At 64.3% G+C, this 26064-nt stretch carries 23 protein-coding genes; 10 read left to right on the top strand and 13 right to left on the bottom strand.

Features of this window, described 5'->3' with window-relative positions:
- Positions 1 to 118: 118 nt before the first annotated feature.
- Positions 119 to 1111, bottom strand: a complete 993-nt coding sequence (locus tag HNR05_RS02285; RefSeq protein ID WP_179577552.1) for a substrate-binding domain-containing protein — start codon at positions 1109 to 1111, stop codon at positions 119 to 121.
- Between the two features lie 190 nt (positions 1112 to 1301).
- Here HNR05_RS02285 and HNR05_RS02280 point away from each other — a divergent pair, with 190 nt between their 5' ends.
- Genes HNR05_RS02280 through HNR05_RS02265 form a run of 4 tightly spaced genes read left to right on the top strand, consistent with a single transcriptional unit; the run spans position 1302 to position 5691 of the window.
- Complete coding sequence (locus HNR05_RS02280; RefSeq protein ID WP_218868788.1) at positions 1302 to 2981, top strand: amidohydrolase family protein; 1680 nt, start codon at positions 1302 to 1304, stop codon at positions 2979 to 2981.
- Positions 2982 to 3027: 46 nt separating this feature from the next.
- The gene (locus HNR05_RS02275; protein ID WP_179577551.1) at positions 3028 to 3933 is read left to right on the top strand and encodes an ABC transporter substrate-binding protein; all 906 of its coding nucleotides are present in this window, start codon (positions 3028 to 3030) and stop codon (positions 3931 to 3933) included.
- Between the two features lie 11 nt (positions 3934 to 3944).
- Positions 3945 to 4931, top strand: a complete 987-nt coding sequence (locus HNR05_RS02270; RefSeq protein WP_179577550.1) for an amino acid ABC transporter permease — start codon at positions 3945 to 3947, stop codon at positions 4929 to 4931.
- The gene (locus HNR05_RS02265; protein WP_281369781.1) at positions 4924 to 5691 is read left to right on the top strand and encodes an amino acid ABC transporter ATP-binding protein; all 768 of its coding nucleotides are present in this window, start codon (positions 4924 to 4926) and stop codon (positions 5689 to 5691) included. The genes HNR05_RS02270 and HNR05_RS02265 overlap by 8 nt, the downstream gene beginning before the upstream one ends.
- Positions 5692 to 5825: 134 nt before the next feature.
- On the opposite strand, the gene HNR05_RS02260 is transcribed toward HNR05_RS02265, so the two are convergent.
- The 4 genes from HNR05_RS02260 to ectB form a co-directional block, all read right to left on the bottom strand.
- Positions 5826 to 7415, bottom strand: coding sequence for an HNH endonuclease signature motif containing protein (locus HNR05_RS02260; protein ID WP_179577549.1), 1590 nt, complete (start codon positions 7413 to 7415; stop codon positions 5826 to 5828).
- Positions 7416 to 7497: 82 nt separating this feature from the next.
- Positions 7498 to 8424, bottom strand: a complete 927-nt coding sequence (locus HNR05_RS02255) for a pseudouridine synthase (protein ID WP_179577548.1) — start codon at positions 8422 to 8424, stop codon at positions 7498 to 7500.
- 18 nt (positions 8425 to 8442) lie between these two features.
- Complete coding sequence (locus HNR05_RS02250) at positions 8443 to 9924, bottom strand: leucyl aminopeptidase (RefSeq protein ID WP_179577547.1); 1482 nt, start codon at positions 9922 to 9924, stop codon at positions 8443 to 8445.
- Between the two features lie 25 nt (positions 9925 to 9949).
- A complete protein-coding gene (gene ectB, locus HNR05_RS02245) occupies positions 9950 to 11215 on the bottom strand; it encodes a diaminobutyrate--2-oxoglutarate transaminase (RefSeq protein ID WP_179577546.1) in 1266 nt (421 codons plus the stop codon).
- Positions 11216 to 11492: 277 nt separating this feature from the next.
- On the opposite strand from ectB, the gene HNR05_RS02240 reads away from it, so the two are divergent.
- Positions 11493 to 13025 carry a DHA2 family efflux MFS transporter permease subunit gene (locus HNR05_RS02240; RefSeq protein ID WP_179577545.1) on the top strand — a complete coding sequence of 511 codons (1533 nt, stop codon included), beginning with the start codon at positions 11493 to 11495 and terminating at the stop codon, positions 13023 to 13025.
- A 282-nt stretch (positions 13026 to 13307) separates the two neighbouring features.
- Here HNR05_RS02240 and arfB read toward each other — a convergent pair whose 3' ends face one another.
- The 5 genes from arfB to rimK all read right to left on the bottom strand — a co-directional run bounded on the left by arfB (position 13308) and on the right by rimK (position 18002).
- Positions 13308 to 13730, bottom strand: coding sequence for an alternative ribosome rescue aminoacyl-tRNA hydrolase ArfB (gene arfB, locus HNR05_RS02235; protein ID WP_179577544.1), 423 nt, complete (start codon positions 13728 to 13730; stop codon positions 13308 to 13310).
- Between the two features lie 49 nt (positions 13731 to 13779).
- Positions 13780 to 14550, bottom strand: a complete 771-nt coding sequence (locus tag HNR05_RS02230; RefSeq protein ID WP_179577543.1) for a hypothetical protein — start codon at positions 14548 to 14550, stop codon at positions 13780 to 13782.
- A gap of 65 nt (positions 14551 to 14615) precedes the next feature.
- Positions 14616 to 16265 carry a DHA2 family efflux MFS transporter permease subunit gene (locus HNR05_RS02225; RefSeq protein ID WP_179577542.1) on the bottom strand — a complete coding sequence of 550 codons (1650 nt, stop codon included), beginning with the start codon at positions 16263 to 16265 and terminating at the stop codon, positions 14616 to 14618.
- A gap of 147 nt (positions 16266 to 16412) precedes the next feature.
- The gene (locus HNR05_RS02220) at positions 16413 to 16772 is read right to left on the bottom strand and encodes a hypothetical protein (protein WP_179577541.1); all 360 of its coding nucleotides are present in this window, start codon (positions 16770 to 16772) and stop codon (positions 16413 to 16415) included.
- 39 nt (positions 16773 to 16811) lie between these two features.
- Positions 16812 to 18002, bottom strand: coding sequence for a 30S ribosomal protein S6--L-glutamate ligase (rimK, locus tag HNR05_RS02215; RefSeq protein ID WP_179577540.1), 1191 nt, complete (start codon positions 18000 to 18002; stop codon positions 16812 to 16814).
- A 25-nt stretch (positions 18003 to 18027) separates the two neighbouring features.
- Between rimK and HNR05_RS02210 the strand changes: the two genes are divergently transcribed.
- Both HNR05_RS02210 and HNR05_RS02205 read left to right on the top strand, forming a co-directional pair.
- A complete protein-coding gene (locus HNR05_RS02210) occupies positions 18028 to 18525 on the top strand; it encodes a putative ATP-dependent zinc protease (RefSeq protein ID WP_179577539.1) in 498 nt (165 codons plus the stop codon).
- Between the two features lie 134 nt (positions 18526 to 18659).
- The gene (locus HNR05_RS02205; RefSeq protein WP_179577538.1) at positions 18660 to 19088 is read left to right on the top strand and encodes a pyridoxamine 5'-phosphate oxidase family protein; all 429 of its coding nucleotides are present in this window, start codon (positions 18660 to 18662) and stop codon (positions 19086 to 19088) included.
- Positions 19089 to 19094: 6 nt separating this feature from the next.
- Here the strand turns inward: HNR05_RS02205 and HNR05_RS02200 are convergent, their stop codons facing one another.
- Positions 19095 to 19952, bottom strand: coding sequence for a universal stress protein (locus HNR05_RS02200; protein ID WP_179577537.1), 858 nt, complete (start codon positions 19950 to 19952; stop codon positions 19095 to 19097).
- 158 nt (positions 19953 to 20110) lie between these two features.
- Between HNR05_RS02200 and HNR05_RS02195 the strand changes: the two genes are divergently transcribed.
- Together HNR05_RS02195 and HNR05_RS02190 are read left to right on the top strand one after the other, a co-directional pair.
- A complete protein-coding gene (locus HNR05_RS02195) occupies positions 20111 to 21850 on the top strand; it encodes a sensor histidine kinase (protein ID WP_179577536.1) in 1740 nt (579 codons plus the stop codon).
- Positions 21847 to 22512, top strand: a complete 666-nt coding sequence (locus HNR05_RS02190) for a response regulator (RefSeq protein WP_179577535.1) — start codon at positions 21847 to 21849, stop codon at positions 22510 to 22512. Before HNR05_RS02195 ends, HNR05_RS02190 begins: the two co-directional genes overlap by 4 nt.
- On the opposite strand, the gene HNR05_RS02185 is transcribed toward HNR05_RS02190, so the two are convergent.
- Positions 22509 to 23033 carry a universal stress protein gene (locus tag HNR05_RS02185; RefSeq protein ID WP_179577534.1) on the bottom strand — a complete coding sequence of 175 codons (525 nt, stop codon included), beginning with the start codon at positions 23031 to 23033 and terminating at the stop codon, positions 22509 to 22511. The genes HNR05_RS02190 and HNR05_RS02185 overlap by 4 nt on opposite strands.
- Before the next feature lie 98 nt (positions 23034 to 23131).
- Between HNR05_RS02185 and HNR05_RS02180 the strand changes: the two genes are divergently transcribed.
- Positions 23132 to 23668 (top strand): nucleoside 2-deoxyribosyltransferase, encoded by a 537-nt coding sequence (locus HNR05_RS02180; protein WP_179577533.1) that lies wholly within the window; start codon positions 23132 to 23134, stop codon positions 23666 to 23668.
- Between the two features lie 44 nt (positions 23669 to 23712).
- On the opposite strand, the gene HNR05_RS02175 is transcribed toward HNR05_RS02180, so the two are convergent.
- The gene (locus tag HNR05_RS02175; RefSeq protein WP_179577532.1) at positions 23713 to 26061 is read right to left on the bottom strand and encodes a cellulase family glycosylhydrolase; all 2349 of its coding nucleotides are present in this window, start codon (positions 26059 to 26061) and stop codon (positions 23713 to 23715) included.
- Positions 26062 to 26064: the final 3 nt, after the last annotated feature.

Below are 26064 nucleotides of genomic sequence, written 5' to 3'. Positions count from 1 at the left end.
GATCATATATCTTCCTGAGCCCAGGGTCGCAACTTACTGGCGCGCTCGACGGCGCCGCCGCATCGGTCGGCCGAGGAACGCCCATCGATCAGTGTTCACAACCTCGCGGCTGGTCTAACTAGCCTGACTCACGAACCGTCAGCGCTGCGTCAAAAACGCGCCTGACCGTCGTTTCAGGTCGCGGCTGATCGAGCAGCTCAAGCAAAAGACCCGCGCATGCCGCGCCGAAGGCTCGCGGTTGCAGGTCGACGGCGGTGATCGGTGGCGTATGAAACTCCATGATCGGGCTGTCGACACCGGAAATAAGCTTGATGGTCTCCCCCGGCCGATGCCCGAGGGTGCGAAGAATTCCGGCGACCCGCACGGTCACGCCGTCCGCCCCGACAAAAATGGCGTCGCATCCGCTTTCGGGATTAACCCACCGCCCCAGTGATTGGGCAAACTTACGGTTCGAATCATGAATGTCAATCATGATCACTCGCGGCATAACGCCGCTGTCGTCACACCAGTGCAGATAGGCCGATTCGAGCTCACGCGACCAGGTCGAGACCCGCTCCACAAGAAGAAGCCCAGGCCTCCGCGCACCCTGAGCGAGAAAACGGTCGAAGACCTCCCGCGTGGTTCGGTCGTTGGGAGATTCAACGATGCCCCAGGGAGAGGGAAAGCCGGGCGACGGTGGGTCGCCCGTAACGACGGGCAGATCCTGACCCAGAATTGCGGCGACACCGAGGTCGTCGGAGTGCGGCTCCATCAAGATAAACCCGTCGACCGGCGGGAACGATTCGATGCGGGCACTCTTGCGCGTGGTCGGCACAATGAGAAGTGAGAGGTCGTCGGCATGCAGACGTTCGGCAACCCCGAGTGTCGTCTCGGTGTAGTAGCCATAGTGCACGGCAGATTCCGGGAGGTAGAGTCCGATCGCACCGGTTCTCGACTGGCGCAGCGCGCGCCCGAGACGATTGAAACGGTAGCCCGCCTCCTCGGCGATCGCGACAACGCGCGCACGGGTCTTCTCCGACACACCCTTTTTGCCGTTCAGGGCGAGCGAAACCGCCGCGGTGGAGACACCGGCAAGTTCGGCAATATCGGCGATCGTCGTTGTCGTCGTCACGCGCCGCCCTTCACCTCTTCTGCATCTCGACCAATTCCTCGAGACCCCGATGACTCGCAGGATCCGAGATTTGATTCTCTGCGGTTTCTGATTGTATAGTCCAACATTAATCGATTAAGTCTTAATCGATTAAGTTCTCGTTGGAGTTTACCGCGACGATGACGTTTTGATCCATCGACGATGAGGTTGCGTGACGCAGTTGAGTGAGCTTGACCTGGTGTTCCTGAACGGCGACGTCTTCGACGGCGTTTCCGAAGCGCCCGTCCGCATGGATGTCGGCGTCGCCGGTGGCGTCATCGCCACGCTCGACAGCACCGAAATTCGCGACGGCATCACCGATGCCACCCGAGTGGTCGATCTGAGTGGGCGACTGCTCCTGCCGGGATTCGTCGACGCCCACGTGCACCCGGTAGAAGCGGGGCTTGAACTTCTCAACTGCGATCTCTCGACCGGGTGGACACGCGAGGACTACCTCTCGATCATCCGAAGCTACGCCGACGCGAACCCGGACCGTTACTGGATCGTGGGCGGTGGCTGGCAGCAGGCCGCATTCCATCGCGGCGCACCGGATGCCGTCGACCTCGACGCGATTTCGAGCGACCGCCCGATCATCATGTCGAACCGTGACCACCACAGCGCCTGGGTCAATTCGGTCGTGCTGCGCATGATCGGCATTGACAAGGACTATCCCGACCCGGTCGATGGCCGGATCGAGCGCGACTCTGCCGGCAACCCCACGGGAACGCTGCATGAAGGCGCCCGAATGCTGGCGCTTCGCCTCGCCCCCCAGCCGACCATCGATGAGAAGTATTCCGGGCTGCTTGAAGCCCAACGTGCTCTGCACTCCTTCGGCATCACCGGTTGGCACGACGCGTTGATCGGTGATTACGGAAACCACAGCGCCGAGATTGTCGACGCGTATCAGCGTGGAATCGACCGCGGTGAACTTCACGCCCGAGTGAACGGAGCCATCTGGTGGGACCGCGACACCGATGAGGCTCAGATCCAACACATCCTCGCCCTCCGTGAGAGGTATCAGCACGAGCTGTTTCGTGTGACGACCGTCAAAGTCATGCAAGACGGTGTGATCGAGAACCAGACGGCCGCGATGATTGATTCGTATGTCGATCCCGATGACACGGATGCCCCGGCGAGCCATGGCATCTCGTTCATCTCACCTGAGCGCCTGAACGCCTACGTCACCCGCCTCGACGCTCTCGGGCTTCAAGTGCACTTCCACGCCATCGGCGACCGCGGTGTGCGGGAGTCTCTCGATGCCGTGGCGGCCGCGCGAGCGGCCAACGGACACTCCGGAATTGTCCACCACATTGCGCACCTGCAGGTGATCCACCCCGATGACAACCCCCGCTTCGCCGCGCTCGACGTGGCAGCCAATATTCAACCGCTCTGGGCATCCAACGACCCTCAAATGGTCAAACTCAATCTGCCCCTCATCGGCGAGGAACGCAGTGCCTGGCAGTATCCGTTCGCCACGCTCCTCGGAACCGGCGCCACGATCTGCGCCGGTTCCGACTGGCCGGTGACCAGCCCCGACCCGTGGCTGGGAATCCACGTTGCCGTGAACCGAACCGTTCCGTCCGAGCACCCGGACTACAACCCTGAGGTCTTCATTCCGGGCGAGCGCATCCCCCTCGCCGCCGCACTTCGCGCGTACACGAGTTCGGCAGCCCGCATCAACGGCCGAGCCCACGAGAGCGGCTCAATCGCCGTCGGCTTCCACGCCGACCTCGTCGTCGTCGACCGCAACCCGTTCGACCACCCCGCGGACAGAATCGCAGCCACCCGAACCGTCGAAACCTACTTCGGTGGCCAGAGCGTCTACGCCGCGAAAGACTGCCCGTCCGAATAGCTTCATCCCTCGTCCAGCAATCACGCTTCAAAGGAGACAGCACAACATGAAACGAATCGTCCTCACCAGCCTCACAGCAACCGCCATGATCGCACTGCTTGCCGGATGCTCCTCCGCCGGGACCGGTACCGCCACCAGCGCAGACCGTCAAACCGCAATCGATGTGAGCACCATCTCCAAGGATGACGCCGCTGCCAAGCTCCTGCCGGAATCCATCGTCTCGGCCGGCAAGCTCGTCGTCGGCGTCGACCCTACCTATGCGCCGAACGAGTTCAAAGACAAAGACGGCAACCCGATCGGCTGGGAAATCGACATGATCGATGCCGCAGCAGCCAAACTGGGCCTGACAACCGATTACCGCGTGGCGAAGTTTGACAACATCGTGCCGAGCATCCTCGGCGAGAAGTACGACCTGGGCCTTGGCGGCTACTACGACACCAAAAAGCGCCAGGAGCAGCTCGACATGGTCGACTTCTTCCGCGCCGGCAACCAGTTTGCGTCACCGGTCGACAAGCCCATCGCCAACGAACTCGACGTCTGCGGGCTGAAGGTCGCCGCCCAAAACGGCGGCTCGGCTCCGCTCGTCTACCTGCCCCAGCTCAACGAGCAGTGCGCGGCAGCAGGCAAGAAGGCGATCGAGATCCTGGGCTACGACACTCAGGATGACGCCACGGCGTCGGTCTCACTCGGTCGCGCCGATGCGATGGTCGCTGACTCCCCCGTCGTCGGCTACGCCGTCAAGCTCAGTAAGGGCAAGCTCGTCACCTCCGACGTCTACGGTTCGCTGCTCTCTGGCGCACCGGTCATGAAGGACCGTGGAACGTTCGCCGTCGCACTGCAGAGCGCCCTGCAGCAGATGCTTGCCGACGGCACCTACACGAAGATCGTGACGTACTGGGGCGTCGAAGGCGGCGCCATCGACGAGATCCAGATCAACGGTTCGACGGAATAACACCACTCACAATGAAATCAACTTCTCCCTCGGCCCGGCGACCGGGTATCCACCCGGTCACCGGTGCCCCGGCGATCCACTCGATTCACGTCAGGCACCCCTGGCGCACCGTCGCCGCCATCGTCATCCTTCTCGCCCTCGCCCTTTTCGTGATCGACGCGAGCGGGCGAAGCGCCTACGACTGGGCGGCCTTTGCCGAGTACCTCTTCGACCCGCGAATCATTCAGGCTGCCGGTGTGACGCTCGTTCTCACCATCGCTTCGATGATCATCGCCATTCTTCTGGGCGTTCTCCTCGCGGTAATGCGCCAGAGCCCCAACCCCATTTTCACGGCAGCCTCGGGCGTTTTCATCTGGCTATTCCGGGGCACGCCGGTCTATGTTCAACTGGTGTTCTGGGGTCTGCTCTCGACGATCTACAAGACCATTGAGGTCGGGCTCCCGTTCCAGGATCCGTGGCTCGTCATTGAAAGCATCGATGCGGTTGACGTGTTCTGGATTGCCGTCTTCGGTTTGGCACTCAACGAGGCCGCCTACATGGCCGAGATTGTGCGCGCCGGACTCCTGTCGGTCGACACCGGTCAGCTTGAAGCATCCACCGCACTCGGGCTGACCTGGGCGCAAACTATGCGCAAGATCGTGATCCCCCAGGCCATGCGCATCATCATTCCGCCCACCGGCAACGAAGTGATCTCGATGCTCAAGACCACATCACTCGTCACGGCCGTACCATTCAGCCTCGACCTGTACACCCGATCACGAGATATTTCGGCGGAGACCCTCAACCCGATCCCGCTGCTGCTTGTCGCATCCGTCTGGTATCTGGCATTCACCTCCCTCCTCATGATCGGACAGTACTTTCTCGAGCGTCGGTTTGCGCGCGGCTTCGATCAGCGCAGTGCCCCGGTGACGAATACTCGGGTTGCCATGCTCGACCATGATGCCGAGCTGCTGCCCACCGGAACGATCTCCACAGGGAAAGAGAAGAACAATGAGTGACCAACTCATGGTGCAGGCCGACGGCGTGCACAAGGCCTATGGCACGAACCATGTGCTGAAGGGCGTTTCCCTCGAGGTCAAGCGCGGTGAAGTCGTCTGCGTGATCGGGCCGTCAGGGTCGGGCAAGTCCACGTTCCTGCGCTGTATCAACAACCTCGAGCGCATCGAAGGCGGGCGCATTCTCGTCGACGGCGAGGTCATCGGATACCGCGAACACGGTTCCAAACTCTACGAGCTCAAGCCGAACGAAGCCGCAGCCCAGCGCCGCGACATAGGCATGGTGTTCCAGCGGTTCAACCTCTTTCCGCACTTGTCTGTCGTGGAGAACATCACCTGTGCCCCGCAGCTCGTGGGCAAGAAGAGGGGCCGCAACGCGACCGCGCGTGCACTTGAGTTGCTCGACCGGGTCGGCCTGGCCGACAAGGCCAACGCCTACCCCGGCCAGCTTTCCGGCGGTCAGCAGCAGCGCGTGGCAATCGCCCGCGCGCTCGCGATGGATCCGAAGCTCATGCTCTTCGACGAGCCGACATCGGCTCTCGACCCTGAGCTCGTCGGCGAGGTTCTTGAGGTCATGAAGGAACTGGCGCAGAGCGGCATGACCATGGTCGTGGTGACCCACGAGATCGGGTTCGCCCGCGAGGTCGGCGATTCGCTGGTCTTCATGGATGGCGGAGTGGTCGTCGAATCCGGTGATCCAGCTGAAATGATCGCAAACCCACAGCACGCGCGCACCCAAGAGTTTCTCTCGCGGGTGCGATAAACCCTGCTCTGCGTTGTTGGCTCGCTGCACAGCCGTCTCACTGCACAGCCGTCTCACTGCACAGTCGTCTCACTGCATAGCCGTCTCACTGCACAGCCGAGGCAACAACGCGGCAGGTCAGTCGCTGCAGCGCGTCAGTCGCGGCGGTGGGTGTCGGTGCGGTGGCGGTTGGCGTCGCGCCAGGTGCGGCTCGGGTCGATCCAGGCCGGGGCCTTCACTTGCGGGCGGCCGTTGACCATCAAGATCTCCCAGCCGGACGTTTCGATGGTGTGATGATGTCGCCAACACAGCGCCACACCATTGTCGACTTCAGTGACGCCGCCTTTACTCCAGGGGATCACGTGATGAAACTCGAGCCATTGTGTGGGGGCATCACAGCCGGGAACGCCGCAGCCGCCGTCGCGGGCGAGGATCGCCCGGCGTTGGGCACGGTTGAACAGTCGTTGCGGATCGGTCAGCGTCAGCACCTCACCGTTCGGACCGAACAGAACCGTTTGGGTGCCTCCGGCACACATCATCTGATCCACCGTGCGAAGCGAGATGGGGGCGTCGACACCATCGATCCAGCCGACACCGCGACCGGCTTCAATATCATTCACGTTCACATGCACCACCACGGTCGGCGGTGCGCCACCAATGCTGGGGGTGTTATCGGCCTGTGCCAGCTGGGTGAACATGCCGCGCAGAATATCGGCCCGCTTCTCACCAGCCGTGCGAGTGTCGACGTCATCGAACTCATGCCCGGCCGACCCGGGAAGAGGAGCCTCGGCTGAGGCTGAACCCTGACCGTGGTCGTCATGGTCATGGTCGTCGTCCAGGTCTTGTCCGTCTAGCTCGGCGCTGTCTTCGCGTGCCTGGTCGCGGGCTTGTTCGGCGGCGGTCGGGAACGCGGGGGTTTTGCGGGCGGCAATGAACGCGTCGAAGGTGAGGTTCATGATTCCATACAGATCAGGAGTCACACCGCCCCGCACCGGGTAGATTCCGTCTTTGAAGCGGCCGAAACTGATCGTGCTCGTCGCCTCACCCTCGACCTCATTCGGTGCCACCCCGTCGGGGTCCAGCGCCGCCTGCCACTGCAACATCTGCACCCGCAGTGAGTCCGCCGAGAAGGCAAAGCCCGCGCCCGGCTCACCCTCATTCTCGGCCGTAATCGTGCCCGTCGCCGCAGACACCAGAGCGCGTTCCGCAGCCGCAAGATCATCGGGGGCAACACGCGGGGAGATCTCGGCCAGACCAGACATGATCACCTCCGCCGCATCCACCCCCAGCAAGCCCGAAGCGACCGCGGCACCCACCGTGGGGAACAGTGCGGGGATGATCGTTCCGACGTGCTGCGTGTCCCGCATCCGCAAGCCCAGCGCGCTACGCCGTTTCGCTTCACGGCCAGAAATGCGGGTAACCCGGGTGATCAGGTCGACGCCACTCGTGCAGCCCCGCTTCGCGGCGAGGGAGTCCCGGCCCAGCCACCGGCCGGAGCGTTCCTCGACCGTCGCCGCCACAGCCACCCGGCCGGCATCAACCAGCCGGCCGACGCCTTCGAACGCACCGAGCACCCCGAGCAGGTCGTCGTCGGTGAACGCCTCGGGGCTGACGGTGCCGAGCACTGCCAGAGAAGAGCGGGCCTGTTCGACCGCCGCCAGCACCATGGCCGCGGTCGGTGCCGACGCACCCGAGGCGGGTGTCGGCTCCGAGGCGGAGACTCGGGGTGGGGAGGTGATTGACATAGCTCCATTCTCCCAGAAAAAGAAGAGAAATACGAGCTTTTCTCATAATTCGAAGAGGGCTAATCGTACTTCATTTCGACAACTATTCGACCTCACTGTGTAACGGCAGACTGCGAACGCTCTCAAAATTGCGCGCTCCCCCGTCGATCGGATCAGTGAACGCCACCGCACTCGCCAGCAATTGCAGCGGTGTCGTGAAGTCATTCACCGACACCTGCTGAACAACCGGGTACAGCGGGTCACCACTGATCGGGATCCCCAGGCCGAGCATGTGCATGCGCAGTTGGTGGGTGCGACCGGTGCGGGGCGACAGCCGATAAATGCCGTTGTCACCCACCACGGATTCCAGTTCGATCAGTGACTCGGCGTTGGCCCGAGCGCCAGGCACGACGTCAGCCTGCATCTGGCCGCGCTGTTTGGCCAGGTGGTTAAGCACCGTCACGGGCAGCTCGAGGTCGGCGCGCAACGCTGCGAGCGCGTGATAGGTCTTGCCGACCTCACCGCGCTGGAACATGGATTGATATGCCCCGCGCCAACGCTTCTCGGTCGCCAGGATTAGGACACCCGACGTGACCCGGTCAAGCCGATGCAGCGGCGACAGCTCGGGCAGGCCGAGCTCGGCCCGGAGCCGCACGACGACGCTTTGCTGCACGTGCCGGCCGCGCGGAATGGTCGACAGAAAAGCCGGCTTATCGATCACGACGATGCGCTCATCCCGGTGCACCACGTGAATATGCCCCGGAACGAATATCTCCTCTGAGAGATCGCGATGGAACCAGACAAAGGTGTGTGGTTGATAGGGATCGGCGCCGACCACCGACGCGCCGGATTCGTAGACGAAGCGTTCCTCGGCCAGAAACCCCGGCACATCGATGAACTCGCGGAGTCGCTCGTGCAGCCAGTCCCCCATCGTCGACCAAGGGAACGGATTCGCATGGTCGAGGTCAGGGGTGCGCAACCAGGCGGCATCCAGCCCGAGGCGCTGTGGAAGTGGGGAGCGTGGGGGCACCACCCGATCGTACGCGGGTTAGCGCGCGGCGAGCCGCTCCGCGACCCCGATCAGGGTGCGTACCGAGGCCGCGGTGCCACCCGTGCTCACGACGCCGAAGCCGGCGCCGTTGTTGGTGCCGGTGCCCGCGATGTCGAGGTGCGCCCACGGTATCTTCACGTCGCTCCCCGCCTGATTGCCCACGAACTCCTGCAGGAAAACGCCGGCCACAAGCATGCCCGCATCGCGCACACTCGGGTTGAGGTTCGCGATGTCAGCGAAACGCGAGTCGAGGAGTCCCAGCAACTCCTTCGGAAGTGGCATCGGCCAGTGTGCCTCACCGGCCGCATCCCCGGCGGCGACGACGTCGGCGACCAACGCGCTCTCGCCCATGACCGCAGTGGTGCGACGTCCGAGCGCCACAATCGCGGCTCCGGTGAGAGTGGCTACATCGATGATGGCGTCGGGATTCTCTTCACTCGCGAGCGACAATCCGTCGGCCATGACCAAGCGACCCTCGGCATCGGTGTTGAGCACCTCCACGGTGGTGCCGTTGCGCATGGTGAGCACGTCGTTCGGGCGGATGGCGGTGCTCGAAACCAGGTTCTCAGCCACGCACAGGAATGTGGTGATGCGCACGTTCAGGCCGAGGCGGGCGGCGGCCAAGGTCACCGCGAGCACGGTGGCGGCACCGGCCATGTCGTGGTGCATCGTGAGCATGGAGTCGGCCGGCTTGAGTGAGTATCCGCCGGTGTCGTACGTGATGCCCTTGCCCACAAAAGCCAGATGAGTGCTGGCCCCGGCCGGCGCATAGCTGACCTTGATCAGTCGGGGCTTGCGCGATGAGCCCTGCCCGACGCCGAGAATGCCGCCGCAGTTCTCTGCGGCCAGCCTCGACTCGTCCCACACCTCAACTTCAACCGGCAGACCAGAAGCGGCCTTCACCGCCGCATCCGCCAAGGTCTGCGGGAACAGCTCGGCTCCCGGGGTGTTGACGAGATCTTTGACCAGGCTCACGGAGTCGGCCAGCACGGTGACGCGCTCCTGCTCGGCGGCGGACACCGTCACCGGGCTGACGATCGTGATCTGCGTGGCCGGTCGGGCCGCATTCATTTTGACCGTGCCAAAAAATGTCGTGAAGGTATACCCCCCGAGAGTGGCGCCGAGCAGCGCTGCGGCGGTGTCAGCCTCATTCTCGAGCCCCAGATCGATCGTCAGAGACGTCGCCCCGGTCAATTGCCGGACGACGGATGCCGCTGCATCACGCACGGCATCGGTCGATGCCACGGCTCCGAGTCCAATCACGGCGATGCTGCCGAACTCACTTTTCGGCGAGGGCAGACGCAGCAGTTGGTCGGCTCGGGCGGCGAAATCCAACAGAGCCAGCTGTGCCGAGATCTCGGGGTGCTCGGTGCCAGCAACGAGACGGGCGCCATCGGGACCGCTCACCGCGCCCAGAACGAGAATGTCAGCGGGGGACGCAGCGCTCGTGGCGCGGAGTGAAACAGTGGAGGAAGACATGGGCGATATCCGATCTGTCGGGTGACTAGGACTTCGCGATCGCTGCGTCGAAGCTCGCTGCGAGAATGTCGAGGCCGCGGGTCAGAGTGGCGTCATCGATGATGAGCGCCGGCAGCATCTTCAGTACTTCGTCCGAGGGGCCAGCGGTCTCAACGATCAGGCCGCGGCTGAAGGCTTCCTTCGAGACGGTGCGTGCGAGCTCTGGCATGGCGGTGCTGGCAAACCCGAAGATGAAGCCGCGGCCGCGCACCTCAAGTTCGGCCTGCGGGTACTTCGCGGCAATCGCCTCGAGGCGTTCCCGAACATGGGCTTCCTTGCGGTGCACGTCGGTCGTGAGTGCGTCATCCGCCCAGTAGGTCTCGAGGGCCGTGGTCGCACAGACGAACGCCATGTTGTTGCCGCGGAACGTGCCGCTGTGGGCGCCGGGCTTCCAAATGTCGAGGTCGCGCTTCATGAGCACGAGCGACATTGGCAAGCCGTAGCCCGAGAGCGACTTCGACAGGGTCACGATGTCGGGCACGATCCCGGATGCTTCGAAGCTGAAGAACTCGCCGGAACGGCCAGCACCCGCCTGAATGTCGTCGACGATGAGCAGGATGCCGTGCCGCGTGCAGAGCTCACGCAGAGCGCGCAGCCAGGTGGAGCTGGCGACATTGACGCCGCCCTCGGCCTGGATCGTCTCGAGGATGACCGCGGCGGGAAGTTCGAGGCCGCTGCTCTGATCGGACAGCATCTGCTCGAGGTAGGCGATCGTGTCGAGCTCGGGCCCGAAGTAGCCCTCGAACGGCATGAACACGACGTTGTCGAGTGTGTAGCCCGCCGCCTGGCGGAAGTGCTGGTTCGCGGTTGCGGCAAGCGATCCGCCACTCACGCCGTGAAAGGCCCGGGTGAACGCGACGACGGTCGAGCGACCGGTCGACAGGCGAGCGATCTTGAGGGCCGCTTCAACCGCGTTGGTACCGGTGGGGCCGGTGAACTGCAGTTTGTAGTCCAGTCCACGCGGTTCGAGGATCACCCGCTTCATCGTCTCCAGGAAGCGCTTCTTCGCGACCGTGGCCATGTCGAGCGAGTGCGAGATCGAGTCGTTCTCAATGTATTCGATGAGGGCCGTCTTCATGATCGGGTTGTTATGCCCGTAGTTGAGTGCGCCGGCCCCGCTGAAGAAGTCGATGTACTCGGTGCCGTCCTGATCGATCATGATCGAGCCGATCGCACGGTCGAAGATGACGGGGAACGACCTGATGTATCCCCTGACTTCGGACTCAATGTCAGAAAAGATGTCCAGATCCATGTCACACATCCTCTCGTGTTGCAGACGCCTGAGGCGTGGTGTGAGAGGTGCGAGAAGCGAAATTGGGCATGTCTCATGGTAATCGACCGAGCGTGAGTGTCCCCTCCACGGGGGCGGAACCGAGCGCCACCGCTGGCAGCAGTGCGGCCGGCTTTCGACGCACGCACCAGCGAAACCGTGCGAATGCATCTTTCTGTGAGCTTTGCCATGTTTTGCCAGGCTCAGTCACGGTGTCAGCCAACCTTGAAACCCGACGGCCAGGACTAGTGTCACCCCCATGCCTCAGACTCTTTCAGATTCTTCGAGCGTCCCCGTTGTCTCCCCCGCCTATTCTCGTCGCTGGTGGACCCTGACCGTCGTCGCCCTGGCGCAGCTCATGGTCGTGCTCGACTCGACAGTGGTGAACATCGCGTTGCCGTCAGCTCAGGCCGATCTCGGCTTCACCAACGCCGAGCGCCAGTGGATCGTGACCGCCTACTCCCTTGCCTTCGGAAGCCTGCTACTGCTCGGCGGCCGCCTCTCCGATTTGGTCGGGCGCAAGCGGATGTTCCTCATTGGCTTGGTCGGTTTCGCTCTCGCCTCCGCTGTCGGTGGCGCCGCGGGAAGCTTCGGGATGCTCGTGGCGGCCCGCGCGGTGCAAGGCATGTTCGGTGCGATGCTCGCCCCCACCGCTCTGGCCGTGTTGACGACGACGTTCACGATTCCCAAGGAACGCTCCCGTGCCTTCGGCGTGTTCGGAGCGATCGCGGGCGCCGGGGGCGCCGTCGGCTTGCTGCTCGGCGGCTATTTGACCGAGTACCTCAACTGGCGGTGGAGCCTGTACATCAATGTCATCATCGCGGTCGTGGCCGTGATCGGCGCAACCATCTTCGTGAGGAATGCCCAGCGCTCCGGACCCCGGCCGAAATTGGATCTGCCGGGAACCGTCTTGGTCTCGGGTGCCTTGTTCGCTGTGGTCTACGGCTTTTCCAATGCCGAAACCGATGGGTGGAGCTCGCCGCTCACCTGGGGGATGCTCGCTGCCGCGGGTGTGCTGCTCATCGCCTTCGTGCTCTGGCAGCGGCGGGCCACCCACCCGCTGCTTCCGCTCGCGATCGTGCTGGACCGCAACCGAGGAGCGGCCTACATCTCGGTGCTGATCGCCGGGGCCGGCATGTTCGGGATCTTCCTCTTCGTCACCTACTATCTGCAGACATCCTTGCGCTTCACGCCGGTGCAGACCGGACTCGCGTTTTTGCCGATGATCGCCGCGCTGGTGCTCGCGGCCCAGCTGTCGACCAACGTGTTCGTGCCGCGGTTCGGGCCAAAGGTCATGGTTCCTCTGGGTATGGCGCTGGCCGCAATCGGCATGGTCACTCTCACCACGCTCACCCTGAAGAGCACCTACGCTGCCGACATCCTGCTGCCCCTGCTGATCATCGGTTTCGGCATGGGCTCGATCATGCCCGCCTCGATCCAGACGGCGACACTCGGCGTCGACCGCCGATTCGCCGGGGTCGCCTCGGCCATGGTCAATACCAGCCAGCAGGTCGGCGGCTCGATCGGAACCGCCCTGCTCAACACACTGGCCGCGACAGCCGCGACGTCGTACATCGCAGCGCACGTGCCACCCACTGCGGCCGTCGCCGCCGAAGCAGCGATTCATAGCTACGCCACCGTGTACTGGTGGGGTGCCGGCTTCTTCGCGTTCGGTGCGGTGTGTGCGGCCGTACTCTTTCGGCGAGTCGGCCAGGGCCTGTCGGTCGCGCACTCACGCGTTGCCGCTCCCGTTTCCGAGAGTGACGCGAGTGGATCGGTCGTCGCCCGATAGCCGCCGCCGAGGTGTGCGAGAATCCGCCGATCGGGCATGTGGAGATCACGCGGCCACGTCTCGAGGCTGGCTCACGGGGTCTCGACACGCTCGACCAACGGGATGGGCTCGACCAACGGGGTGAGCTCGACCAACGGAGTGAGCTCGACCAACGGGGTGAGCTCGACCAACGGGGTGACGCCCACATGCGCGGCGAAGACATTCTGCTCGAACTCGGCGAAGAAGCCGCCCCAGGCTGATCGGACTCCCGCGACGGATGTCGTGAGGCGCGACCCGCACTCGTTAGTCGGCTGACGGACGCTGCCGGTTCTGCTTCGTCGCTGATCGTTGCCCCTTCGCGGCCAGGCGTCGCCGGTTCGAGCCCCGCGTCGGCCGCGTCGGCCGACGCTGGGGCGCATCCGGGGCAAGCCCGGCGGCGACCAGCTCGGCCAGTTTCGCCAACGCGACCTCGCGGTTACGTAGCTGAGAGCGCTGCTCGGAGGCAGTCACAGTGACTACCCCGGCGACAAGCCGACGCCCCAGCCGGCCGAGCAACCTCTGCCGCTGTTCGTCGGAGAGCGCCGTCGTCTCGGCAACGTTCCAGGAGAGTTCGACCCGACTATCGGAGGTGTTGACGTGCTGTCCACCCGGCCCGGAGGACCGCGAAAACCGCCAGCCGAGTTCCCGTGCGGGAATCGTGAGCGCGGGCGACACCTCCAGATCCATCCGACAAGCGTCGCACGGATTCGCCCGAGCGTGGCCTCCTGATCGAGGTTTAGACGGCGTCGATGCCGCCCAAGCGGGCGAGCACTGCGGTGAGCAGGGTGCCCTCGGCATCAGGGATCACGTGGTGGTTCAGGTAGATCCCTTCCAGCCAGGAGAGCACCTCGTCGGCGGGCATCCCGACCGCGGTCCAGTCGATCCCCGGAAGCGCCTTGGTCCGGGGCAGTTCCGTCACGGAGTCGAGCCAGGCCTCGGCGATCGGCTGGTCGGGCTCAGCTGTGAGGGGGGTCCAGAGCAGGGCGATCGGGTGGTCCTCCCCCTCGATGTGCTCGTGCGTGACCGTGCCGGCGCCGAGCCACGGCAGAGTCATCAGCTCACCCTCGACCTCGACCTCGATGAGATCGAGTTGGGTGGGTTCCTCCACTTCGCAGACGTAGAGGTCGTATCCCTCGTCGTGCCAGGCCGCGGCCTCGGCGATATCGTCGAGGATGCGCGGCATCAGCAACTGAAAATCGGCACCGATCTGGCCCGCCCAGGTGAGCAAAAGCTCGGTTTCATCGGCCGGCCAGGGGCTGACGGTCGTGTCTCCACCGCCGAGGTGGTGGTAGTGATGTTCAATCTGGCCGTCGTGCAATTCGAAGTGGACTTGCCCGTCGTCGACGGTGACGATGAGCGTGTTGAGCTCGTCGGCGTCATCCCAATCGACGAAAAGGTCGACAGCGGCGAAGCGCTCGGGCAGGGTCAGCTTGGCTGCATTCTTCGGTCCCAGGTTCAGCACAGCGCGAAGCCGTCGGTTCGGCAGGCGCAAGCTCAGATCAGTCATGCCCCCATTCTATTTTCAGCCAGTCCCTCCCGACGACCGCTCCCCAACTCAGTGCAGAGACCGAGTCAGGGCCGCCCGCGCGACTTCGACCGCAAACGCAGCGCAAAGACGAAGCCGAGCGCGAGAAAACCGGTGGCCGCGAAGAGCGACGCGCGGGACGCATCCGCGAGACCGTCCGAGAGAGCGGACGCGACGGCCGGCCCCGATTCGCCGAGCTGAGAGTTCTTGCCCTCACCCCGAATCTGAGCGATCGTGCCGCCGGCCGAAAGCTCGGTCGTCTGGGCGAGCTGCTGCGCTACAGCCGGCTGCAGTCCCGGAACCTCATCGAGGTGCGCAGGGAGCGACGTCGCCAGCCCCGCGGCGAGCACCGCACCGATGAGCGCCGTGCCGAGCGCAGCCCCGACCTGCCGAACGGTGCTCTGCGTGGCCGACCCCTGACCGGACTGTTCGGCCGGGATGTCGGCCAGCACGGTGCCCGTCAACTGAGCGGAGGCCAACCCGAGACCCAGTCCGTAGACGACCAACAGCAGGGCGAGAATCCACGGTGCACCGTTTGCGCCGAGAAACAGTGCTGTCGCTGTCACGCCGACCACCTCGATGCCGAGGCCGAGGAGCACCACGTTGGGCGCCCCCATCCGCTCGGAGAGATGCCGGGCCATTGAACCGGATGCGAACGCACCCACCCCCATCGCAGCGAGCACGAGTCCGGCTCCCAGCGTGGTGAGCCCCATTGCGTTCACAATGAACAACGGCAGCACGAACAACAACCCGAACTCCCCGATCGCTACACAGAGCGCCGTCAGATTGCCCCAGGTGAAGGTCGGCACGGCGAACAGCTTGAGGTCGAGAATGGCGGACCGGCCGTTGTGACCGCGGTGCCGTTCCCACAGAACGAACAGCACGATGCTCACGACGCCGATGAAACCCGCCACCGGCACCGGGGAGAGCGGCGCGGTCACAGGCCAGACCCAGCCGAAAATCGTGAACTCGGCGGTCGGGGCCCACCACCCGAGCGTGCGGCCCTCGATCATGGCAAAGACGAGCCCGCCGAAGCCGATGGCGCTGAGCAGCAGTCCATCCACATCGAGCCCGCGCGAGGTGATCACGGCGCGCGTTTCGGTCACAGTGAGGAAGGCGCCAACGAGGATGATCGCGCCGAGGGGCAGGTTGACGATGAAGATCCACTGCCAACTGAACGCGGTGGTCAGCCAACCGCCGATCAGAGGTCCGAACGCGGCCATGCCCGAAATGATGGCGCCCCAGATGCCGAACGCGACGGCCCGGTCGCGGCCACGGAAGGTGGCGTTCACCGTCGACAGCGTGGTCGGCAGAATGAGCGCGCCGCCCACGCCTTGGACCACTCGGGCCAGGATCAGTGCGCCGGCACTGCCGGAGAGCGCGGCCAGCAGGCTGCCGACCATGAAGATGAGGATGCCGACCACCAACATCCGTCGTCGGCCGAGCCGGTCACCCAGACGACCCGCAGTCAGAAGCAGGGCGGCGAACACGACCGAGTAGATTCCGTTGATCCACTGCGCATCGCTGAGGGTGAGTTTCAGATCGTCGATGAGAACGGGCAGGGCGACCCCGACGATGGTGCCGTCAAGCACGATCATCGACAGTGCGGAGGCCAGTACGCCCAAGCCGATCCACCGGCGACGACCCGACTGCGGCTTCGTTCCCGCTCCGACGATGTCGCTCGATACGTGGACCATAAGATGCCTTCCCTCCACCCGGAACGCCGGGCTGTCACCCTTAATCCTACGAATCGTCGAAACCCCCAGCATCGATCAAAGGTTTGAAGCGCGGGCGCGACAGCTCAGCATGGGCGCTCACCCAGGCCCGCCCGACAGCTTCGGTGATCAGGCGGGTGGCCCGAGCATCACGGCGAGCAGCGCCGCAGCGCCCCCGACAATGAACACGAGGGTGCCGAGCTGCATGGTGCGGGTCTTGTTGCGGTTGGCGACGCGCACCGAGACTTCGAGGATCGGGCAGCCGGACCAGCCGAGCAGCCCAATGCCGAGCGTGACGAGTCCCGAGCCGACCCACCACAGCGCACCCAGCCCAGCGGGAAGGCCAGCGGGCCTCCACCCGGATGCCAGCAGGGGGCCGACCACGAGGGCAACCGCGCCGACAGCGACTGCGAACCACACGGTTCCCGTGCGCATGATGCGTTCAAGGTTCTCTTCCGGGCCCATCATGTCGTGATGCGGAGTAGTCATTGTTCGCTTCTTCGATGTGTGAGTCGAAACCTGATCTGATCAGCCTTCGGGAATAGGCTCCGAGGGCAGCTTACGCACGCGCGCACGACGGCGCCGACGCTCGGGCACCATCGAACGCATCTCATCGAGCTTGCCGAAGCAGAGCAGTCGATCGTTGGCCTCCAACAGAAGATCCGCCTTGGGATTGGGCATGACCGTCGCGCCGCGGTGCAACGTCAGAACCGTGATGTCACGTTCGCCCAGCCCCGAGTCCACCAGTCGCTTTCCCACAAAATCGGCATTGCCATAGACGATGATTTCGGCCACGCCGTATCCCGTCGAAACGCTGAGTCGCTGGCGCACGTCAATCTCGGGGAACCCCACCTGATCGGCGATGTAGTCGATGATCGCCCCGGCCACGTCGAGCCCCGTGGCCCGCTCGATTCCCTCGAGACCCGGTGAGGAGTTGACCTCCATCACCAGCGGGCCGTCGTTGCCCTCGAGCATGTCGACACCGGCGACACGCAGCCCCATGATCTGTGCGGCGCGTACCGCGGCCCGGGTGTACTCCGGCGTCAGCTCGACGGGCTCGACGGTGCCGCCGCGGTGCACATTCGATCGAAACTCGTCGCCACTTGCGACCCGGCGCATCGCAGCCACCACGCGGTCTCCCACGACGAGGGCACGGATGTCGCGCCCGCGGCTCTCCTTGATGAAGCTCTGAATCAAGACGTTCTGTTTGGTCGAATGCAGCGTCTCGATGATCGCCTCGGCGACCTTCACCTCGGGGGCGAGAATCACACCGATCCCCTGGGTTCCCTCAAGCAATTTGATGACCACGGGTGCTCCGCCGACACGCTCGATGGCCAGGCGAACATCCGCTCTGCTGTGCACGAAGGCCGTAGCGGGCATCGCGATGTCGTGCCGAGACAAGATTTGGCTGGCGCGCAGTTTGTCGCGCGCATTCGTGATGCCGTTTGCAGTGTTGGGCGTGTAGACGTCCATCTGCTCAAACTGTCGCACGACGGCGGTACCGAAATAGGTGATTGAGTTGCCGATTCGCGGCAGAATCGCGTCGTAGTCCGAGAGTAGTCGGCCGCGATACTGCAGATCGGGCTCAGGTCCCGACAGGTCGATTGCGAATCGCAGCGTGTTTAACACCTTCACCCGGTGACCGCGTTGAAGCGCGGCAGCCCGCAGCCTCTGTGTTGAATATGCCTGTGGGGCGCGCGAGAGGATAGCGAGCTTCATCGAAAGACCCTGCCAAGATGATGGAGTGAGTGAACCTGTCTATTCAAGCACCATCGCGGGCTGGCGTGAGTGGGTCGGCCTGCCCGGCATCGGCGTGCCGTGGATTAAAGCCAAATTCGACACCGGCGCCCGCAGCTCGGCGTTGCACGCGTTCGATATCGACGAGTTCGTCGGCGCGGGTGAATCGGAGGGCGAAGTCGCCGACTGGGTGCGTTTTCGGGTGCGTCCCTGGCAGCATTCCGAACTCGATGTGACAGTGGTCGAATGCCCCGTGCACGATCGCCGCGTCGTGCGTAGCTCCTCCGGGCATAGCGAGGAGCGCATCGTCGTGCTTCTCGACATCGAACTGTTCGGGCGCGTCGTCACCGCCGAAACGACATTGAGCAACCGCGACCAGATGGGCTTTCGGATGCTCATCGGTCGCGAGGCCTTGAGCCAGGGCTTTCTCGTCGACTCAGGCGCGTCATTTCTCGGTGGCCGGGCTCCCAAATCGGTGCGCCGCCACAATCGTGGGCGGGGCTGAAGCCGTCGGCACTCTCCTGTTTGGGACCGCTGCCGGTATCGAATGACTTTTGGCCCTGGCGCCGCGGGCAAGAGTGGCGTTGAATCGCGCTATCGCACAGTTACGATCAGCACGTCACCGAGAGGAGCTCCACGATGGAACACGATGAAGGTCCCGTACACACCCTGACCGAAGCCGAGTGTTGGGATTTCCTCACCGCGAACTCACTCGGACGCATCGCCACACATGTTCACGATGTGGTGGATATTGTTCCGGTGAACTTTTATGCGGACGGCTCATCCATCCTCTTCCGCACGGCTCCGGGCAGCAAACTTCTCGAATTGACGATCAACGACAACGTCGCCTTCGAGATCGATGGCTATGACGACCAGATGGGCTGGGGTGTTGTCGTCAAGGGCACGGCCCACGCGCTCGACAAGCAGTCGGACATCGCGGCTGCAGAAGCCTCGCCGCTGCATCCCTGGATTCCGACGCTGAAACAGGTTTATGTGCGCATTACACCCACCCACATCACCGGGATGCGTTTCGAGCGCGGGCCAGAACCGGAGCCCGATCCGTACTAAGGCGGTTCAGTCGATGTCGTCCGGGTGAACCACGATTGTCGGCACAGCCAGGTTCAGGAGCACATCGTGGGCGACCGACCCGAGGATGAACTGCTGGGTCCCGGGTCGCCGTGAACGTCCAACGACGAGCAGGGCTGCGGCGCTCGAGGCATCGACAAGGGCCTCCGCTGCCGGACGGTGGACGACACGAGTTCTCACTTCGAGGTCTGCGTGTTCGTGCTTCGCCATCTGTGCGGCTTCCTCGAGCAATCTCCCTGCGTCTCGTTCGAGAGTGGCATCTCGTTCCTGCTCGAGTTCCTGCAGTGTCTCGGGAAGTTTCGGAGCGTTCCATGTCCGGATGAGCGTCAGGGTCTGGCGTGTGCGTCGGGCCTCCGCAGCAGCGAATCTGAGTGCAACGCGGCCTGCCGCAGAACCGTCGACTCCGACGACCACGCCGTGGGCATCCGCCAACCAACCCTGCGGAATGATGGCGACCGGGCTGCGCGCTCCAGCCGCCAATTGCAGACTGCGTGAGCCGAAAACTTTGCCATGAATGTACCCGGTCTTGTGCGTACCAACGACGGTGAGTCCACCGTCGCCGGAAACCTCGATCAGCTCCCACACCGGGCTGCCTCGAACAAGCCGGCCGACGACGTCGAGATCGGGTGCCAACGACCGGGCATACGCGACCGACCTGTCGAGCATGTCGCGAGCGGCTTGGTTGAGCTCATCTGCCAGTCGCGTGCCAATCATCCCCCACTCATCATCAACGACATGCAGCAGAACGACGGCCTGGTTGCCCACTTCGGCTCGCGCCAGAGCCCAGCGCAACGCTGCGCGACCTGCCTCGGTACCGTCAATTCCAATCACAATCGTCTTCGTCATGGCATTGTTCTCGTCCCCGTTCCACCGACCTTACGATTCATGCTCTGCCGCACGTTCGCAGGCGACTAGTGCCATAAGTCCTGCGCACTCCGAGAGGGATACACTCCCCACAAGACGGCGCAGAGCAGAGCGTGCCGACCACGGCGAAAGAGTGGTTCATGAATGACGATGAAACGCTAATTTTTCCTGACGCGCCGCGTGCCGAGCTGGATCGTGTCTTGGGGGAGCTCGTCGACGTTGCAGGTGGAGTTCTCGAGACGCAGGGCCGGTTGCGTGCGTTGCTGCGCGCGAACCATGCCATCGTGCAGCACCTTGAGCTGCCGATTGTGTTGCGCCGCATCGTCGACGTCGCCGTCGAGCTCGTCGGCGCAGACTATGGCGCGCTGGGGGTCATCGCGCCCGACGGTGGCTTCGAACAATTCATCTCTGTCGGGATGTCCCCCCGCGATGCCGAGGCGATCGGTCATCGTCCCGAGGGCCACGGGTTGCTGGGCGCTGTCATTGACGATCCGCGGCCGATTCGATTGTCTCACCTCGCCGACGACCCTCGTTCGGCGGGAGTCCCCGATGGGCATCCAGCGATGGACAGCTTTCTCGGCGTGCCCATTCGCATCCGTGACACGGTGTTCGGCTCTCTGTATCTCACCAATTCGCGATCGGGCACCTTCAGCGCCGATGACGAACAACTCATCATCTCGCTGGCCCGCACCGCAGGTTTCGCAATAGATAATGCCCGACTTTTCGCCGACTCCACACGACGCCAGGCCTGGACAACGGCGGCGTCCGAGATCACGGCGGCGCTGCTCGCCTCTGAAGACAGCATGCCCCTCGGCCTGCTTGCGGCGCGTGTATTAGAGCTGGCGGAAGCCGAGGTGGTCTACCTCGTACTCCCCACGGACGACCCGGCAGAGCTCATCGTCGACACCGCGCGCGGCGTGGGTGAAGAGTCGATGGAAGGTCTCCGTTTTCCGCTGGCGGGGTCGATCGCAGCGAGCGTCTTGGAGGGGCATCAGCCCCGACTGTTCGGTGAGAGGGCAGCGAATGACGCAGTCCCCGGTTCCCCCGTTCGCCTCGGGCCAACCATGGTTGTGCCGCTTCTCGCGGCGAGTCGGGTGTTGGGCGCCCTCGTCGTCTCACGCGCATCCAACAGTGCTCCGTTCGTCGCGGATGACCTGGAGCTCGCCGCCGACTTCGCGGGCCGCGCGAGCGTGGGCATGGAACTGGCGAACGCGAGGGTTGACCGTCAGCGGATGCTGGTGCTCGAAGACCACAGCCGCATCGCCAGAGATCTGCACGATCACGTCATCCAACAGCTTTTCGCCACGGGGCTCGACCTGCACAGCACCCTCGGCGGTCTGCCGCCTGGTCCGGTCGCGACACGCATCGCGACAGCCGTCGGCACTCTCGACTCAGCGATTGCGCACATTCGAACCGCGATCTACACACTGGCCCACCACTACAGCGACACGGGTGGAACACTGCGCACACGCCTTGTCGACGTGGTCGACGAGCTGAGAACGGCACTCCCGCACGCGCCACAGCTGGTCTTCTCAGGTCCAGTCGATCTCATGGTTGATGGCGATCTCGCATACGACGTGCTCGCCGTTGTTCGGGAGTCACTCGCCAACGTCGTCAGGCACGCGCATGCACAACAGGTCACCGTGTCGATCTCCGTCGCCGAGGGGCAGGTGCACGTCGACGTGACTGACGACGGAGTCGGGCTCACCCACCCGGTGAATCTGAGCGGACTGGCCAACCTCGAAGCTCGGGCGTTGACGCGCGCAGGGCGATTCTCCGCCACATCCGCCAACGGAGAAACTCGAATTCACTGGAATGCTCCGCTCAGCGCCGCAACCGAGTCGGAGTCGGAGTCGGAGTCGGAGTCGGAGTCGTCATGAGTACCACCGTCCGGGTCTTCTTGGTTGACGACCACGAAATCGTCCGGCGCGGAGTCGCGGACTTGATCGGGGCGGCAACCGATATTGAGGTCGTCGGCGAAGCCGGAACCGTGGCGCAGGCACGGACCCGTATCCGCGCCACACGTCCGGATGTCGTGCTGTTGGACGTGCGGTTGCCCGACGGCAATGGAATCGACATCTGCCGGGACCTGCACTCGTCGAACCCCCGCATCCGCTGCCTCATTCTCACCGCGTACGACGATGACGACGCAATCTATGCGGCGGTGATCGCCGGCGCATCCGGCTATATCCAGAAGGATGTGCGGAGCAGCAGCCTGGTCGACAGCATTCGTCGCGTGGCGGACGGACACACTCTCATCGATTCGCAGTACAGAGATCGGGTCGTTGAGCGATTGCGCTCCCCGTCGTTGGGGGACCCGCGGCTCGCGACGTTAAGCACGCGGGAGCGTGCCGTGCTCACGCTGGTCGCGGATGGGCTCACAAATCGGGAAATTGGCGAGCGGCTCTCCCTGGCCGAGAAGACCGTCAAGAACTATGTGTCGGGCGTCCTCAGCAAACTCGGCCTGCAGCACCGAACCCAAGCCGCGGCGCTGCACTGGGAATCCAAAATCGCCACCCAACCGCCGAAAGCAATGCGCTAGGTTTCCTCGGTGTGCTCGGGAGCATGAGTCACGGCGGCGTCCCCATGAACGACGAGTACCGCACAGCGCGCGTGTTCGGCGACTGTCGCGCTCACCGAGCCGAGAATCAGACCCACGAAGCCGCCGCGCCCTCGACTGCCCACGATGAGCATGTCTGCTCCCGTGCTCTGCTTGATCAGCGCCGGTGCGACCGGGCCTGGGCGGGTGATGGTGCGTACGGAGGGCGGCGGATCGTCTCCGAAGACGGTGGCGATCACATCCGTCAATATCTTGTCGGCATCATTCTCGGGCGGCCAGACCTCGGACGAGTAGAAGGAACCGGGGCTTATCGCCGGATACGGCCAGACCGCCACAACCTCAAGGTTCACGTTCAGGGCGGAGGCGAGGCGGGCACCCCACCGCACGGCGGCAATCGACGATTCCGATCCGTCAACACCGACCACGATCCACGCACCGGGCGGGCGGGCAGGCAGGTCGGCACCGGATTTGGGCACGTCCAGGGGATGAGATTTCTCAGACATGGATTCAGCTTCGCCAGCCGAGGTGCCCCGCACTAGGGCCAAAGGTCACAGAGACGACGTCGTCCACGCGTGGCATGCCATCGATGAGAAGGTTAGACATGGCCACAACTCCAAGAATTTACCTTGCCGGATTCGACGTCTTCTACCCCGACGCCCACGAGCGTGCCCTCACGATGAAGGCCATGTGCCAAGCCCTGGGTCTCGAGGGCGTGTTCCCGGCCGATGTCGAGATCGACCCGACGGGGCTGACGGACGCCGAATTCGCGACCGCTATCTTCACTCGCGATGTCCAGCTCATCGACGACTGCGATATTGTCGCCGCCAACCTCAATGCGTTCCGGGGTGTCGAACCTGACTCGGGGACCTGCTTCGAAATGGGATACGGGTATGCCAGAGGCAAGGCCCTCTACGCCTACACTGCGGGACCCTCGACCATCGTGGAACGGGTCCGCGCTTTCGCTGGGGAGGTCCGAACGAACGCGCAGGGAATCCCGGTCGACGACGACGGCCTGCACATCGAGAACTTTGGCTCGCCCGTCAATCTCATGCTGTCGATTCCGTCCACGGTGACACACGGCACATTCGAGGACTGCCTACAGGTGATTGCCCGCGACTTCAGAACGCTGCAGAGCTAGTGCTGTCCATGCCCCGGTAGAACGAGGCGCGGCGAGAACGGCGGCTACCCCGCGGTCGACAGCGTGTAGGGCCCGGCGACGCAGCCGGTCACGGTCCAGCCGCCGTCCACCGCCGTGGCCTCGACCTTCGTGATGCCCGTTGATGTCACATCCGGTTTCGCTGCGCCGGGAATCCACACCGCCAGGCCGCATCCGCTCGCCGGGGTGATGCCTTCAAGCCTGACGGATGCGCCGTGCGCTTCGAGCGCGGTGAGCCGGCCGGGCGCCGACCGGGGGTAGGCCCGACTCAGAATCCTCAGCAGGTCGGTCTTCGGCGGCGCGTCACCACCGGTTTCGCAGTCCTGCATCATGAGCGCATTCCCGACCGGGCCGATGCCGTTCTGTGGGTCACCGCAGGCCTGCTTCCAGACCCAGTAGGCGCTGCCGAGCCGGTGGGCATCCTCGGTGTTTGCGTACCGGTTCAGCCGGGCGAGTACGTCGACGTCCTCGCCCCAATAGCCATACTCCCCTGACCAGAGCGGCGCTCCGTACTCATCGGCGACGCGCTGGCCGAGCATGAATTGTCTTTCCAGCGCAACCATCGGGGGGATGCCGAGATCGCGATCCATGGTGATCGACTCGGCATACAGATGCGGGGAGAAGACGATGTTGCGATCGCCGGTGAAGTCGTGGGTGGGTCCGGTGTCGACGCCGAGGCCCGACCAGAAAATGCTCGGTTCGACGAACACGATCTGGGGAGCTCCGGCGGCACGGATCTGTGCGATCGCCGTGGCGTAAAACCCACCGAGCTGATGTGAGGTGGTCACGGGTGCGCTCTCGCCGAATCCCGGTTCGTTCAAGAGATCAAAACCGGCAACCATCGGCTCGTCACGGAACGTGCCGGCGAGTACGCCCCAGGTCTCGGCGAGCGCGGTCTGGATGTCATCGGTGTTGAAGTAGAAGTTCTGGAACGCGCGGTTGCCGGCCGGCGAAATGTCGCGACCGGTGAATTGACAGCGCGGGGCGCCGTCCGTGATCGTCGCCCACTCCGGCGCACCGTCGTAGCCCCACATCGGCTCGGTACCGGGTCGGCACGTGCTGTCCTGTCCGGTCGGGCCGTTCCACCAGCCATCCTGATGCATGTCGAACACGGTGTAGATGCCATTGCGCTTCGCCCACTCGACCGCATCACTGATCTGCGCCAGATAGGCCGGGTCCAGGGTGCCACGCTCGGGTTCGAGTGCCGACCAGGATAGGTTCAGACGCACCACGTTGAAGCCGTAGGACGCCATGTCGGCGAAATCCGTCTCGGTCAGCGGCCGGGTCGCGGGCACACCGGCAGTCGGTTGGTAGAAGTCGACGAGCTGGTTGACGTTCACCCCGCGCAGCAGCACCTGATTGCCCGTCCCATCGACGATGACCGACTTCTCGGCCCGCAGAAACCCGGTCGGCGGGTTCTGGGCCGCACCGGATGCCGCGGTGGCGGCATCCGGGCCGGGAAGGAGCAGGGTCGTGCCCAAGGCGAGCACCACGACGAATGCGGCGACGAGCCGCGGCGTTTGGGGAGCCCGACCGGCCCGTAGTCGGTCGGTGGCGACGGTACCGAGGCCGACGATCCAGCCGACGCAGGCCCCGAAGGCGAGCCCGTCGGCGACCGCAGTGTAGGCAACAATGAGGGGCCAGATGTCCCCGCTGAAACCGCCGTCAATCACCGAGCCGATGACCGCTTGGACCAGGCCGACGAGGCCGCCGGCGATGAGTCCGGCCAGCCAGCCGCCCACAACTCCGGGAACGCGGGCACGCATCCAGAGCAGGCAGAGTGCTGTTGTTGCGGCAACGAGAACCAGGGCGATGATCACCGACAGGATGCCCCGGTCCGGCCGTGCCGTCGGAATGCCGGGGGCGTACGCTGCGCCACTCCACCAGAGGCCCGCGAGCAGCGGGGCGAGTGCAGCGAAAAGCACTGCGGGCGGCCAGACCGAGCCGGCTGCGTGCGAAGCCGCTCTCGTCGGGGCCGCCGCAGGGCCCCCCAGGCAGCGGGTGACACCGGCGACGATGAGCGCGGCCGGCACCGCTTTGGCGACCACGAATCCGGCCGCGTATCCGGCCGCGGCCAGATCCCAGGTCATGACGAGGGCTGTCACGGCTTGCGCCAGCAGAACGGCGAGGAGCACGCCGGCGGTGAGCGTCCAGAAGCGTTCTGCCGCCCGAACCGCGACCCACCAGACCACGACGAGCAGCACCGGCACGAACACCAGATATGGCGCAAACGACCATAATCCCGCGGCGAACGACAGCCCGGCACCCGACCAGCCGACGAGGGCGAGCAGCCCGGTGGGGTCTGCGATGGCCTGGATCACGACGAGGGCCAGCATGGTCGACAGGGCAACGGCAGGACGTCGAACCAATTTCATGAC

This window comes from Leifsonia psychrotolerans (assembly GCF_013410665.1).
GTDB classification, from domain to species: domain Bacteria; phylum Actinomycetota; class Actinomycetes; order Actinomycetales; family Microbacteriaceae; genus Cryobacterium; species Cryobacterium psychrotolerans_A.
This window is presented reverse-complemented; position numbering and strand designations above follow the sequence as displayed.

Coding starts and splice junctions, on each gene's coding strand:
- HNR05_RS02275 (WP_179577551.1), top strand. CDS start 3,028: ATGAAACGAATCGTCCTCACCAGCCTCACAGCAACCGCCATGATCGCA.
- HNR05_RS02270 (WP_179577550.1), top strand. CDS start 3,945: ATGAAATCAACTTCTCCCTCGGCCCGGCGACCGGGTATCCACCCGGTC.
- HNR05_RS02265 (WP_281369781.1), top strand. CDS start 4,924: ATGAGTGACCAACTCATGGTGCAGGCCGACGGCGTGCACAAGGCCTAT.
- HNR05_RS02260 (WP_179577549.1), bottom strand. CDS start 7,415: ATGTCAATCACCTCCCCACCCCGAGTCTCCGCCTCGGAGCCGACACCC.
- HNR05_RS02250 (WP_179577547.1), bottom strand. CDS start 9,924: ATGTCTTCCTCCACTGTTTCACTCCGCGCCACGAGCGCTGCGTCCCCC.
- ectB (WP_179577546.1), bottom strand. CDS start 11,215: ATGGATCTGGACATCTTTTCTGACATTGAGTCCGAAGTCAGGGGATAC.
- HNR05_RS02240 (WP_179577545.1), top strand. CDS start 11,493: ATGCCTCAGACTCTTTCAGATTCTTCGAGCGTCCCCGTTGTCTCCCCC.
- arfB (WP_179577544.1), bottom strand. CDS start 13,730: ATGGATCTGGAGGTGTCGCCCGCGCTCACGATTCCCGCACGGGAACTC.
- HNR05_RS02230 (WP_179577543.1), bottom strand. CDS start 14,550: ATGACTGATCTGAGCTTGCGCCTGCCGAACCGACGGCTTCGCGCTGTG.
- HNR05_RS02225 (WP_179577542.1), bottom strand. CDS start 16,265: ATGGTCCACGTATCGAGCGACATCGTCGGAGCGGGAACGAAGCCGCAG.
- HNR05_RS02220 (WP_179577541.1), bottom strand. CDS start 16,772: ATGACTACTCCGCATCACGACATGATGGGCCCGGAAGAGAACCTTGAA.
- rimK (WP_179577540.1), bottom strand. CDS start 18,002: ATGAAGCTCGCTATCCTCTCGCGCGCCCCACAGGCATATTCAACACAG.
- HNR05_RS02205 (WP_179577538.1), top strand. CDS start 18,660: ATGGAACACGATGAAGGTCCCGTACACACCCTGACCGAAGCCGAGTGT.
- HNR05_RS02200 (WP_179577537.1), bottom strand. CDS start 19,952: ATGACGAAGACGATTGTGATTGGAATTGACGGTACCGAGGCAGGTCGC.
- HNR05_RS02195 (WP_179577536.1), top strand. CDS start 20,111: ATGAATGACGATGAAACGCTAATTTTTCCTGACGCGCCGCGTGCCGAG.
- HNR05_RS02190 (WP_179577535.1), top strand. CDS start 21,847: ATGAGTACCACCGTCCGGGTCTTCTTGGTTGACGACCACGAAATCGTC.
- HNR05_RS02185 (WP_179577534.1), bottom strand. CDS start 23,033: ATGTCTGAGAAATCTCATCCCCTGGACGTGCCCAAATCCGGTGCCGAC.
- HNR05_RS02180 (WP_179577533.1), top strand. CDS start 23,132: ATGGCCACAACTCCAAGAATTTACCTTGCCGGATTCGACGTCTTCTAC.
- HNR05_RS02175 (WP_179577532.1), bottom strand. CDS start 26,061: ATGAAATTGGTTCGACGTCCTGCCGTTGCCCTGTCGACCATGCTGGCC.